Genomic DNA, 10,943 nt, shown 5'->3' with positions numbered 1-10,943 from the left:
AAGAGAATGGGTGCAACATCGGGGGTCGAGGTCGCCGTGATCGGCGCGGGCTACGTGGGGCTGACCACGGCCGCGTGCCTTTCGTCCTTGGGACACCGCGTCGTCTGCGCGGACGTGGACCAGGAAAAGCTCGACGCGTTGCGGCGCGGCGAAACGACCATCAGGGAACCCGGGATCTGCGAGCTCGTGGTGGACGGGCTGGCGTCCGGGCGGCTGGACTTCGTGCTCGGCGCGAGCGCGGCGGTGGCGGGCGCGGATATCGTGATCCTCTGCGTGCCGACGCCGATGGGCGCGACCGGCGCGGCGGATCTGACCGCACTGGAATCCGTCGTGACCGAGGTGCGGGATCTGCTGCCGCACGGCTGTGTCGTCGTGAACAAGTCGACGGTCCCCGTCGGCACGGCGGCCCACGTCGCGCACCTGATCGACCGGGCCGACGTCGCGGTCGTGTCCAATCCCGAATTCCTGCGCGAAGGGTTCGCCGTCCACGACTTCCTGAATCCCGACCGGATCGTGGTCGGCTCCGCGGATCGCGACCCGGTCCCCGCCAGGCGGGTCGCGGCACTGTACGAGCACCTCGACACCGCGGTCCTCGTGACCGACTCTTCGAGCGCGGAGCTGATCAAGTACGCGTCCAACTGCTATCTCGCGACGCGTCTGTCCTTTGTGAACACGGTCGCCGAGCTGTGCGAGTACCTCGACGCGAGTATCGACGACGTGACGGCCGGGATGGGTTACGACGACCGCATCGGCAAGGCGTTCCTGCGGCCGGGGCCGGGCTGGGGTGGCTCCTGCCTGCCGAAGGACACTTTCGCGCTGCTGCGTACCGCGGAATCGGCCGGCAGCGATTTCGCCCTGCTGCGGGCGGCGATCGACACCAACGTCAAACAGCAGGAACTGGTGGTCGGCAAGGTGCGCAAGGCCGTCGGCGGCGACCTGGCCGGGGTCCGGATCGGCCTGCTCGGCCTGACGTTCAAGGCCGGAACGGACGACCTGCGGGATTCCCCCTCGCTGGCGATCGCGGCCCGGCTGGCCGCCGAAGGCGCGGAGCTGTCCGGCTACGACCCCAGCGTCCACGCGCCGGTGCCGGGTGTGACCGACGACGTGCGGATCGCCGGGACCGCCTACCACGCGGCGAAGGGCGCGGCGGCGCTCGTGCTGCTGACCGAATGGCCGGAGTTCCGCGACCTCGACTGGGGTCGGATCGCCGACCGGCTCGACGGCCGGTCCGTCATCGACACGCGGAACCTGCTCGACCCGCTCACCGTGGCCCGGACCGGGCTCTCGTATCAGGGCATCGGCCGTCCGGGCGGCACCCGGGCGCCCGCCGTCGCCATGGCCGCGCGAGCAGGGTGACCCCCGGGGTGGACGGCGAGTGGTCGCGCTCGTCGTCCCACCCTTCCGGGCGCCGGAACAGGAGGACGGATGCCGAAGCGAACCAGGCCCTGGGCCGCGCTTTTCGCGCTGTGCCTGGGTTTCTTCATGGTCATGCTGGACATCAGCATCGTGAACATCGCGGTGCCGTCGATGGTGCGCGAACTCGGCACCGAGCTGACCGCGGTGATCTGGGTGACCAGCGTGTACCTGCTCGCCTACGCCGTCCCGATCCTGCCGGCCAGCAGGCTGGGCGACCGCTTCGGGCCGAAGCGCGTCTTCGTGGCCGGGCTGCTCGTGTTCACCGCGGCGTCGCTGTGGTGCGGGCTTTCCGGTGACGTGGAAACGCTGATCGTCGCCAGGGCGGTGCAGGGTTTCGGCGCCGCGTTGATGACCCCGCAGACCACGGCCTTCATCACGCATCTGTTCCCGCCGGACGAACGAGGCCCGGCGATGGGCGCCTGGGGCGGTGTCGCGGGTCTCGCCATGATCGCCGGACCTGTGCTGGGCGGCCTGCTCGTCGATCACCTCGGCTGGGAGTGGATCTTCTTCGCGAACGTCCCGGTCGGGTTGATCGCGCTGGCGCTCACCGTCGTCCTCGTCCCCGACTGGCGGCCTGGGAACTCGCACCGCTTCGACGTTCCCGGGATCCTGCTCTTCGGCACCGGGCTCGTCTGCGTCGTCTTCGGTATCCAAAATGGACAGACGTACGGCTGGGGAACCGCCTTCGACATCATCGGGGCCGGTGTGCTGCTGCTGGGCGGTTTCGTGCTGTGGCAACGAACCAACCGCCGCGAACCACTGCTGCCGCTGCGGATCTTCCGCCATCGCGACTTCTCCCTCGGTACCGCGTCCGCGGTGATGGTCGGCTTCGCGATGACCAGCCTGCTCCTGGTGTTCGTCATCTACCTCCAGTCGGTGCTCGGCCTGTCCCCGGCCGACGCCGGTCTGCTCATCGCGCCGCTCGCCGTGGTGTCCGGCGGTGTGGCGCCGTTCGCGGGCAGGCTGTCGGACCGGGTTAACCCCAAGTACCCGCTGATGTCGGGGATGCTCGCCCTGAGCGGCGGCCTCTGCGTCGTCTCGCTCGTGCTCATCCCGGTGAGTGAGCCGTTGGCCCTGCTCCCCGGGCTGCTGCTCTGCGGGCTCGGCGTCGGGTTCACCTTCTCCCCGATGAACAACGTGACCATCAACTCCGTCGAGCGGCCGCTGGTCGGCAGCGCGTCGGGCATCTTCAACACCGCGCGCCAGGTGGGCGGGGTGCTCGGCAGCGCGGCCGTCGGAGTCCTTCTGGAGGCTCGGACCAGCTCCTCGATGGCGGTCCGGGCGAACGAGGCCGCGGCCACGCTGCCCGCCGGGATCCGGCAGCGTTTCGTGGACGTATTCGCTGCGGAGGCCGGTTCGGCGGGCGAGTTCGGCGGCGTTCCCGAGGTCGCCGTGGATCTGCCTGCCCAGGCACGGGAACTGGTCGCCCAGGTCACCGGCGCCGCGCTCACGGACGCCGTCAAGGCCGCTTTCCTGCTTCCCGTGGGCGCGCTGCTCGTCGGCGTGGTGTGCGCGGTGAGCCTGCGCGGGCCGATCGGGCAGGACAGATCGCCCGATCGGATGACCGTGACCCGGTGATCACCGGCGCCACCCTGGCTACCGTCACGTCATGACACTCGTACCGACGGTCGATCTGAGCAGCTGGAACGACGGCGACCGCGCGAAGCTCGCGCACACCGTCGACGAGGCGTTGACGCGGGTGGGGTTCCTGCAGGTCGTCGGGCACGGCATCCCGCGGACGACGATCGATGCCATGTGCGAAGCGACCGCGGCCTTCTTCGCGCTCCCTGTCGAGGAGAAGCTCCGTTCCGCGCCCGCCGACCGTGCCTCGGATCGCGGGTACGCGGCCGAAGGCACCGAAGGGCTGGCGTACAGCCTCGGTGAGACGACGCCGCCCGACCTGTCGGAATCGTTCGTCATCGGCGCGGAGCACATCGACGGCGAAGACCCGTACGGCTTCTTCGTCCCCAATATCTGGCCCGAGCTGCCCGAGAACCTGCGTCCCGCGCTCACCGAGTACGCCGACGAAGCCCACCGCGTCGCGCGCGTGCTGCTGGAGATCTTCGAGACTGCGCTCGGCCTCCCCGACGGCTACCTCAGCGCGTACACCCGGCACCCGACACGCACCTTGCGGGTGAATCACTTCGAGCGCCGCGCCGGAGCGCCCGAACCCTTGCCCGGGCAGATGCGGCTCGGCGCGCACACCGACTACGGCATCGTCACCGTGCTCTACGCCGATCCCGTCCCCGGCCTGCAGATCCACGGTCCCGACGGCGCCTGGCACGACGTGATCCCCGCCGAAGACGCGCTCGTCGTGAACCTCGGTGACCTCACCGCGCAGTGGACGAACGATCGCTGGCGCTCGACCCTCCACCGGGTCGTGCCGCCGTCCGGGCCGGGGCCGTCACGACGGCGCAGCGTGGCGTTCTTCTTCGACGGCGACCACGACGCCCGGTTCGAATGCCTCCCGACCTGCCAGTCCGCCGCGAACCCGCCGAAGTATCCGCCGGTCCTCGGCGGCGCGCACCTCTACGCCAAGATCACCGGCGGGCGAACCCTGGAACCGGCCGACGCGATGAACACGGCGGCCGACCGCGGTTGAGGGAGAATTCTTGGCGAACGGTGTCCGGTCCTGTCCGGCGGGTCCGACGTCCCCGGCAGAAGGCACCGGAACGGTGCCGGCCGAGAGGAGACAACCGTGAAGTACATGATCATGATGTTCGGGTCGCAGAAGGACCTCGCCGACATCGGGGGCACCTGGAGTGCCGACGAGGTCAAGGCCCTGCACGAGTTCATGGGCAAGTGGAACAACGACCTGGTCGAATCCGGTGAGTTCGTCGACGCGCAGGGCCTCTCCCAGCCGGCGCACGCCCGCCGCGTCTCCCTGCGCGACGGCGCCCCTGTGGTGACGGACGGGCCGTATGCCGAGACGCAGGAGGTCCTGGTCGGGTACACGACCGTCGACTGCGCGAGCTACGACCGCGCGACCGAGATCGCGGTCCAGCTGGCGAACACGCCGCATCCGGAGGGCAGCGACCTCGGCCGCGACTGGTACGTCGACATCCGGCCGTGCGCCGACAGCTTCGAAGAGCTGGAGCTCTAGGTGCCGGACAGCGGCGTCGAAGACCTGCTGCGCGAGCTTTCGCCGCAGGTCCTCGGCGCCGTCGTCCGCCGCTACGGTCACTTCGACCTGGCGGAGGACGCGACCCAGGAGGCGCTTCTCGCGGCCGCGACGCAATGGCCGGCCGAAGGGCGGCCCGACGATCCGCGCGCGTGGCTCATCACCGTCGCCTCACGGCGGCTGACCGATCTGCTCCGCGCCGAACAGGCGCGGCGTCGTCGCGAGGACACCGTCTTCCAGTGGAGGTTGCCGGAAGAGCACGTCACGTCCGCGGACGACACGCTCGTCCTGCTCTTCCTGTGCTGTCACCCGTCTCTTTCGCCCGCGTCGCAGATCGCGCTGACCCTGCGGGCGGTCGGCGGTCTCACGACGGCGGAGATCGCGCGCGCGTTCCTGGTCCCCGAGGCGACGATGACCCGGCGGATCAGCCGCGCGAAGGCGGGTATCAAGGCGAGCGGCGTCCCGTTCGCGCTGCCGACGGGACCGGGACGGCTCGACGCGGTGCTCCACGTGCTGTACCTGATCTTCAACGAGGGTTACGCCAGCACGTCCGGCCCCGATCTGGTGCGGAGCGACCTTTCCGCCGAAGCCATCCGGCTGGCGAGGATCGTCCACCGGCTGGTGCCGGACGACGCCGAGGCCACCGGCCTGCTCGCGCTGATGCTGCTCACCGACGCGCGCCGTCCGGCGAGGACGGGGCCGGACGGCGCGCCGATCCCGATGTCCGAACAGGACCGGGGCCGGTGGAACGCCGGGTACGTCGCCGAGGGCATCGCGCTGCTGTCCGAAGCGCTGCCGAACGGGCCGACCGGGCAGTTCCAGCTCCAGGCAGCGATCGCCGCGCTGCACGACGAGGCGCCGAGCGCGGAGGAGACCGACTGGCCGCAGATCGAGGCGCTGTACGAAGTCCTGCTGCGGCTCTCCGACAATCCAGTGGTGGCGCTGAATCACGCCGTGGCCGTCGGGATGGCCCGCGGGCCACGAGAAGGGCTGGCGGCGTTGGAAGAACTCGGCGACCGGATCTCCGGCGACCATCGGTTCCACGCCGCCCGCGCACATCTGCTCGAGATGGCCGGGGACATCGACGAAGCCATCGAGTCCTATGTGGACGCCGCACGGCTGGCGACCGGCCTGCCACACCAGCGTTATCTCCACGCTCGCGCCGAACGCCTGCGCTGACGCCGTTCGGCACCCGCTCGCGAGCGGGTGCCGAACGGAGTGATTCAGCAGGTGAGCAGAAGACCGGTGACCGCCGTGCAGGTCGCCGACGCGGTGTCGTTGGCCGCGTTCGGATCGGCGACGGAACTCTGCGTGATCTTCGCGGTCGTCTTGACCTGCCCGATGCTCAACAGCCCCGCGGCCACCGAGAACTTCGCCGTCGCACTGGCTCCGGACGCGAGCGACGAGAAGTCGCAATTGACGACCTTGGTGCCGCTCGGGTTCGAGCAGACCGACGAGCCGGTGAAACGCAGCCCGTTGCCGAGGGTCGACACCACCCGGATCCCGGACGCCGCGCCCGGGCCCGCGTTCGTGACCTTGACCGTGTAGTCGATCGACGAGGTCAGGATCCCGCGCGGGGACGCGGTCAGCGAGACTCCGAGATCGGCCGCGGTGGTGCCGCCGGTGATGGTCAGGACGGGACCGTCGAAGGTCTCGAAACTGTAGTTCTCGCCGAGGAACTGGTGCCGCAGGGTCACCGGGCCGAGCGGGGCGGTGTCCTTGATGCGCAGGGTGAACGTCACCTTGCGACTGTCGCCGGGAGCCACGTCCCCGACGCCGCCGCGAATGCTGACGACATGCGAACTGCAGCTGAGCGCGCCGGGACAGGAGACGACCTCGGCGATCTCGGTGAGCGGGATTTCTGCGGCGTACAGCGTCGCCGCGCCGCCTTCGATCGCCGCGTCGGTGAGGGCGTTGTACAGCGAATGCTCGACGGTGAACGTCTGTCCACGTTGGACGGTAGTCGGGGAGACCACCACCGAACTGGTGGGCGTCTCCGCGTAGGCGGGAGCCGGCACGGCGAGCGCGATCGTGGCCGCGGCGGCTGCAAGAGACAGAAGTGTGGTTCTTCGAAGCTTCATCGGATCTCACATTCCCGGGGTCAGGAGCGTCGCGCCGATCGGAGCGGACAACGATCAGTCGCCCAGGAACGGACATTCGTTACCGGTGTTTCCCGCCAGGTGGCCTGACGCGCTCACCCGCACGGAGTAGCCTCGCCACGGAGCGCGGGGAGCAGGTTCGCCTCCTCGTAGGCGAAATGCTCCTCAAGTCCACTCACGACCCGGTCGAACTTCTCGCGCACGCTGCCGGGATCGCCCTCGCCCTGAAGCAACGCGTCGAGATCGAGCAACGCGCGGGACACGGTTTCGTGTTCCTGACGCAACCGCTTCAGCGCCGGCGCGAGCCCGGGATGAGCCTTCTCGATCGCGGTGAAAGCGCCGTCCTCGCGGAGATGGTGCATGCGCAGGTCGTTGCAGAAGGTCACGCAATGGCCGAGCAGTTCGCGCCGCAGGCCCGACCGGTCCGCGACCGGCCCGCCGTCGAGTTCGGCCCGCGCGGCCGCCAAGGTCTTCCTGAGTTCGCCGTGATGGACGAGCAGCTGATCGGCGATCGCGCGGCCACGGGCGGCATCGACTTCCAGCAGGTGCAACGCGAACCCGCGTTCCCCGCCTTCGAGGGGCACGGCACGCGCGGCATGGGGCACCCCGTCGATCTCGAGTGTCGCTTGTGGACTGGCGAGGAGGTCTTGATACCAAGGCGAAGCGTCGTCGGGCGCGTACACCAGATACCGGCTTCCGGACGGACGGCAAGCGACGCGAGTGGTGCGGGGACGCCCCGATTCGGCGTCCGCGGTGGTCATCAGCAACGGAACTCCCCAGGTAGCATCAACGGGAAAGCTATTTTGCTTTGCAAGCAAAGCCTCTTTGTTCGCAAAGGTATCCAGGAGGGTGGCCGGTGTCAACCGAGGACATGGAAGTCGACGACGCCGTGCGGGCCTTGCTGCTGCTCATGCCGCGGATGGTCGGGCGGGCGAAGCGGATCAAGATCCCCGAAGAACTCCAGTCGCTGTCACTGGCGCCGCGGCACCTTTCGCTGTTGTCGTACCTGCTCTTCGACGGGCCGATGACGGTGAACGAACTGGCCGAACGGCTCGAGGTCGCCCCGACCACGGTGAGCCTGATGGTCGGCGAACTGAGCAAGAAGGACGTGCTCGACCGGCGCGAGGACGAAGCGGACCGGCGTCGCCGGATCGTCGCCATCACCGAACGGATGCGGCCCGCGATCGACGGCTGGCTCGCGCAGGGTGCCCGCGCCTGGCAGAAGGCGCTCGCGCCGCTGAGCCCGGCCGAGCGCCGGACGTTCATCGACACCCTGCGCGCGTACGAAGACGGACTGACCGACTAGGAGGACCGATGCGCTACCTGCTCATGCTCGGCGGAACCGTCGGCGACGAAGGGCTCGACACCGACATCACCGAACCCTGCCGCGCCTGGTCCGGGGAGCTGACGCGGCGCGGCCTGCGCGTCGAAGGGATGGGCCTGCACCCGCCCGAGTCGGCGACGACCGTCCGCGTCCGGGGAGGCGAGGCACTGCTCACCGACGGCCCCTTCGCCGAGACGAAGGAGCAGATCGGCGGCATCGCCATCCTCGAATGCGAGAGCCGCGAACAAGCCCTCGATGCGGCGAAGACCCACCCGTGGGCCGCGATCGGGACGATCGAAGTGCGCGAGATGCTTTAGGCGATCCGCACGGTGACCTGATTGTCGGCATAGGTGTAGGCCACGTATTCGAATTCGACACCGGTGCGTTCGACGTATTCCAGCCACGCCCGGTGCTCGTGCCGCTGCCAGCCGGGGTAATTGAAGAACTCGTCGAAGTGCACGATGCTGCCGGCCCGCAGACGCGGCCCCACCAGGTCGAGCACCGTTTTCGCCGAGCTGTACAGATCACCGTCGACGTGAAGGAAATCGACGACGCCTTCATGCTGCTCGAGAAAGCCGGGAAGCGTGTCGGCGAAAAGGCCGACGACGAGTTCGGCGCCGGGGACGTCCGGCAGGTCGTCGCGCGCGAACGAACCGGCCGGCATGCCATTGAGCCAGTTCTCCGGCAGGCCCTGGAACCAGTCGAACCCGTAGGTCTCGACGCCGCCACGGGCCTTGGCGATCACGCGCAGCGTGTTCCCGCTCGCGACGCCGAATTCGAGGGCCATTCCCCCTGACGGGGCAAGGGAAAGCGCGTACGCGAGAGTCTCCTGTGGACGGGCGAAGTGTTTGGTCCCGGTCAGGTGCTCGCGGGCGAACCGGTTGCTGTCGCGGGCCGCGTCCTGATCGCCCGCGTAGATGATGTCGCGACGGCTCCGGATTTCGAACTCGACGATCCGGTCGAAACAGCGGTCCCCCTGCCGGACGATCTCCGCCCGCAATTCCGCGGCGACCCGTTCCAGTTCCGCCGTATAGGGATCATGGAATCGGCGGGCGAGCCGGTGCAGGCCCCGGCCGAACGTTCCGCGGGCCGAACGGCCCAAGGTCTTCAGGGCTGAATGGGGTACCAGGTGACGCATTCCGGGACGATACACCAGCACCGTTCGAGTGAACGGGACCAGAACATCCCGCGCCCGGTTTCGTTGCGGTAACCGAGGGGTCCGCTCCTAGCATCGCGTTCGCCGCCGGTACCCGGGTACCGGCACGAGAAAAGGAGCGCGATGAGCAGCATCGTCATCTTCGGGGCGGGTGGGCGCGGAGGGCGCCGTGCCGTCGCCGAAGCCGTGAGCCGCGGGCACCAGGTCACCGCCGCCGTCCGGGATCCCGGCCGCCACGCGGATCTCGCCGGGGACAACGTCACCCTGATCGCCGCCGACGTCACCGTCGCGGACGACGTCGCGAAGGCCGCCGCCGGACACGACGCCGCGATCAGTTCCGTCTACCGCGCGGATCTCCCGTCACGCGAGTACTACCCGGCCGCCGCGCACGCGCTGATCGACGGCCTCGGGCGCGCCGGGGTCGCGAGACTGGTCGTCGTCGGCATCGGAACGGCGCTGGAGATCGAGCCGGGTGTCGCCCTGCACGACCAGCCGGGTGTGCCGCCCGAGCACCGCGAGTTCTCGCTCGGGCACACGGCGGAGCTGGAGGTCTTCCGTACGTCCGGTGGCGGGCTCGACTGGGTGATCGTCGCGCCACCGCCGGTGTTCCTCGACGAACACGCCGAGCGCACTGGCGAGTACCGCAGCGGGGACCACCGGGTGCTGCCGCGCGCGGAGGACGCGAAGCCGTTCTCGTACGCGGATCTCGCGGTCGCGCTGGTCGACGAGATCGAGCGACCGGCGCATTCGAGGGCGATGGTCGCCGTCGACTACTGACCGTTGGCCGCAAGTCCGTGAAGGCCTACTTCCCTACCCTGAAGGTAGGCAAGGAGGCCTTCACGGACTTCTCGAGCGTGACTCAGCGCTCCGGCGAGTCCCCGCCGTTCTGCTCGGCCAGGAACCGCTCGAACTGGTTGCCCAGCTCCTCGGCGGTCGGCATGTGCTCGACCGACTCCGCGAGCAGGCTTTCCTTGCCCGACGCCTCCATGAACGTGTCGTACTGCTGCTCCAGCGCCCGCACGAGGTCGGCGACCTTCTCCGAGCCGGCGACCTGGCGGGCGATCTCGGCTTCCGCGGCGTGCGACGCCTCCCGCAGTTCCTCGTCCGGCAGGTTCAACCCCGTCGCCGCGGCGATGGCGCCGAGCAGGTTCAGCGCGGCACTCGGGTACGTCGAGTCCTCCAGATAGGGCGGCACGTGCGCGGCGAAACCGGACGCGTCGTGTCCCCATTCGCCGAGACGGAACTCCAGCAGCCCGGCGATGCTGCCCGGCACCTGCATCCGGTTGGGCAGCGGGCGATGTTCGCCGACCAGCTCGTTCCGCGTCGCGTGCGCGGTCACGCCGAGCGGGCGGGTGTGCGGCGCACCCATCGGGATGCCGTGGAAACCGGTGGTGAGCCGGACGTCCCAGCGCTCGACCAGTCCGCGCACGGCCGCGCAGAACCGCTCCCAGTCGTGGTCCGGTTCCGGCCCGGTGAGCAGCAGGAACGGCACGCCGTCGGCGTCGTGCAGCAGGTGGACGACCAGTTCGGGGGCGTCGTAGGCCTCCCAGTGGTCGATGGAGTAGGTCATCGCCGGGCGCCGCGAGCGGTAGTCGATGAGCCGGTCGACGTCGAATCGCGCGATCACGCGGTGCTCGGAGGAGTTCAGGAGCTGCTCGGCGACGAGTTTGCCCGCCGAACCCGCGTCCATGAAGCCGTCGAAGTAGTGCAGGAGCACGGCCCCGCCGAGGTCAGGGACGTCCGAGTCCACCTCGTACAGGTCTTCCGGGTCCAGCGCCACCAGATCCTCCAGGTTTCGTGCTTGCAACCGTCTACGGGTGGCAACGC

12 protein-coding genes are annotated in these 10,943 nt (G+C 69.4%); 8 read left to right on the top strand and 4 right to left on the bottom strand.

Annotation, left to right across the window (positions count from 1 at the left end):
* Positions 1–6 precede the first annotated feature (6 nt).
* The 5 genes from DMC64_RS17290 to DMC64_RS17270 all read left to right on the top strand — a co-directional run bounded on the left by DMC64_RS17290 (position 7) and on the right by DMC64_RS17270 (position 5,716).
* Entirely contained in the window at positions 7–1,356 is a 1,350-nt protein-coding gene (locus DMC64_RS17290; protein WP_125734364.1) for a UDP-glucose/GDP-mannose dehydrogenase family protein, read from the top strand.
* A 69-nt stretch (positions 1,357–1,425) separates the two neighbouring features.
* Positions 1,426–2,994, top strand: coding sequence for a DHA2 family efflux MFS transporter permease subunit (locus DMC64_RS17285; RefSeq protein WP_125734363.1), 1,569 nt, complete (start codon positions 1,426–1,428; stop codon positions 2,992–2,994).
* 31 nt (positions 2,995–3,025) lie between these two features.
* Positions 3,026–4,018 (top strand): isopenicillin N synthase family oxygenase, encoded by a 993-nt coding sequence (locus DMC64_RS17280; protein WP_125734362.1) that lies wholly within the window; start codon positions 3,026–3,028, stop codon positions 4,016–4,018.
* 105 nt (positions 4,019–4,123) lie between these two features.
* Positions 4,124–4,519: a YciI family protein gene (locus DMC64_RS17275; RefSeq protein WP_233629737.1), complete on the top strand. Its 396-nt coding sequence runs from the start codon at positions 4,124–4,126 to the stop codon at positions 4,517–4,519.
* A complete protein-coding gene (locus DMC64_RS17270) occupies positions 4,520–5,716 on the top strand; it encodes an RNA polymerase sigma factor (RefSeq protein WP_125734360.1) in 1,197 nt (398 codons plus the stop codon).
* Positions 5,717–5,760: 44 nt separating this feature from the next.
* Here the strand turns inward: DMC64_RS17270 and DMC64_RS17265 are convergent, their stop codons facing one another.
* Complete coding sequence (locus DMC64_RS17265; RefSeq protein WP_125734359.1) at positions 5,761–6,618, bottom strand: DUF11 domain-containing protein; 858 nt, start codon at positions 6,616–6,618, stop codon at positions 5,761–5,763.
* Between the two features lie 113 nt (positions 6,619–6,731).
* The gene (locus DMC64_RS17260; protein WP_125734358.1) at positions 6,732–7,397 is read right to left on the bottom strand and encodes a nitroreductase/quinone reductase family protein; all 666 of its coding nucleotides are present in this window, start codon (positions 7,395–7,397) and stop codon (positions 6,732–6,734) included.
* 110 nt (positions 7,398–7,507) lie between these two features.
* Here DMC64_RS17260 and DMC64_RS17255 point away from each other — a divergent pair, with 110 nt between their 5' ends.
* A complete protein-coding gene (locus tag DMC64_RS17255; protein WP_038508825.1) occupies positions 7,508–7,942 on the top strand; it encodes a MarR family winged helix-turn-helix transcriptional regulator in 435 nt (144 codons plus the stop codon).
* A gap of 8 nt (positions 7,943–7,950) precedes the next feature.
* Positions 7,951–8,277 (top strand): YciI family protein, encoded by a 327-nt coding sequence (locus DMC64_RS17250; protein WP_125734357.1) that lies wholly within the window; start codon positions 7,951–7,953, stop codon positions 8,275–8,277.
* Here DMC64_RS17250 and DMC64_RS17245 read toward each other — a convergent pair.
* Positions 8,274–9,098, bottom strand: a complete 825-nt coding sequence (locus tag DMC64_RS17245; protein WP_233629687.1) for a class I SAM-dependent methyltransferase — start codon at positions 9,096–9,098, stop codon at positions 8,274–8,276. The two genes, DMC64_RS17250 and DMC64_RS17245, sit on opposite strands and share 4 nt — an antisense overlap.
* 141 nt (positions 9,099–9,239) lie before the next feature.
* Between DMC64_RS17245 and DMC64_RS17240 the strand changes: the two genes are divergently transcribed.
* Positions 9,240–9,893 carry an NAD(P)-dependent oxidoreductase gene (locus DMC64_RS17240; protein WP_125734356.1) on the top strand — a complete coding sequence of 218 codons (654 nt, stop codon included), beginning with the start codon at positions 9,240–9,242 and terminating at the stop codon, positions 9,891–9,893.
* Positions 9,894–9,975: 82 nt separating this feature from the next.
* Here the strand turns inward: DMC64_RS17240 and DMC64_RS17235 are convergent, their stop codons facing one another.
* The gene (locus DMC64_RS17235) at positions 9,976–10,896 is read right to left on the bottom strand and encodes a proteasome assembly chaperone family protein (protein ID WP_125734812.1); all 921 of its coding nucleotides are present in this window, start codon (positions 10,894–10,896) and stop codon (positions 9,976–9,978) included.
* Positions 10,897–10,943: the final 47 nt, after the last annotated feature.

It is taken from the genome of Amycolatopsis sp. WAC 04197, from assembly GCF_003947475.1.
In the GTDB taxonomy this organism is placed as follows: domain Bacteria; phylum Actinomycetota; class Actinomycetes; order Mycobacteriales; family Pseudonocardiaceae; genus Amycolatopsis; species Amycolatopsis japonica.
This window is presented reverse-complemented; position numbering and strand designations above follow the sequence as displayed.

Bases quoted from the DNA above. Each gene is read 5' to 3' on its own strand.
- DMC64_RS17290 (WP_125734364.1), top strand. From the start codon at position 7: ATGGGTGCAACATCGGGGGTCGAGGTCGCCGTGATCGGCGCGGGCTAC.
- DMC64_RS17285 (WP_125734363.1), top strand. From the start codon at position 1,426: ATGCCGAAGCGAACCAGGCCCTGGGCCGCGCTTTTCGCGCTGTGCCTG.
- DMC64_RS17280 (WP_125734362.1), top strand. From the start codon at position 3,026: ATGACACTCGTACCGACGGTCGATCTGAGCAGCTGGAACGACGGCGAC.
- DMC64_RS17275 (WP_233629737.1), top strand. From the start codon at position 4,124: ATGATCATGATGTTCGGGTCGCAGAAGGACCTCGCCGACATCGGGGGC.
- DMC64_RS17265 (WP_125734359.1), bottom strand. From the start codon at position 6,618: ATGAAGCTTCGAAGAACCACACTTCTGTCTCTTGCAGCCGCCGCGGCC.
- DMC64_RS17260 (WP_125734358.1), bottom strand. From the start codon at position 7,397: ATGACCACCGCGGACGCCGAATCGGGGCGTCCCCGCACCACTCGCGTC.
- DMC64_RS17255 (WP_038508825.1), top strand. From the start codon at position 7,508: ATGGAAGTCGACGACGCCGTGCGGGCCTTGCTGCTGCTCATGCCGCGG.
- DMC64_RS17250 (WP_125734357.1), top strand. From the start codon at position 7,951: ATGCGCTACCTGCTCATGCTCGGCGGAACCGTCGGCGACGAAGGGCTC.
- DMC64_RS17245 (WP_233629687.1), bottom strand. From the start codon at position 9,098: ATGCGTCACCTGGTACCCCATTCAGCCCTGAAGACCTTGGGCCGTTCG.
- DMC64_RS17240 (WP_125734356.1), top strand. From the start codon at position 9,240: ATGAGCAGCATCGTCATCTTCGGGGCGGGTGGGCGCGGAGGGCGCCGT.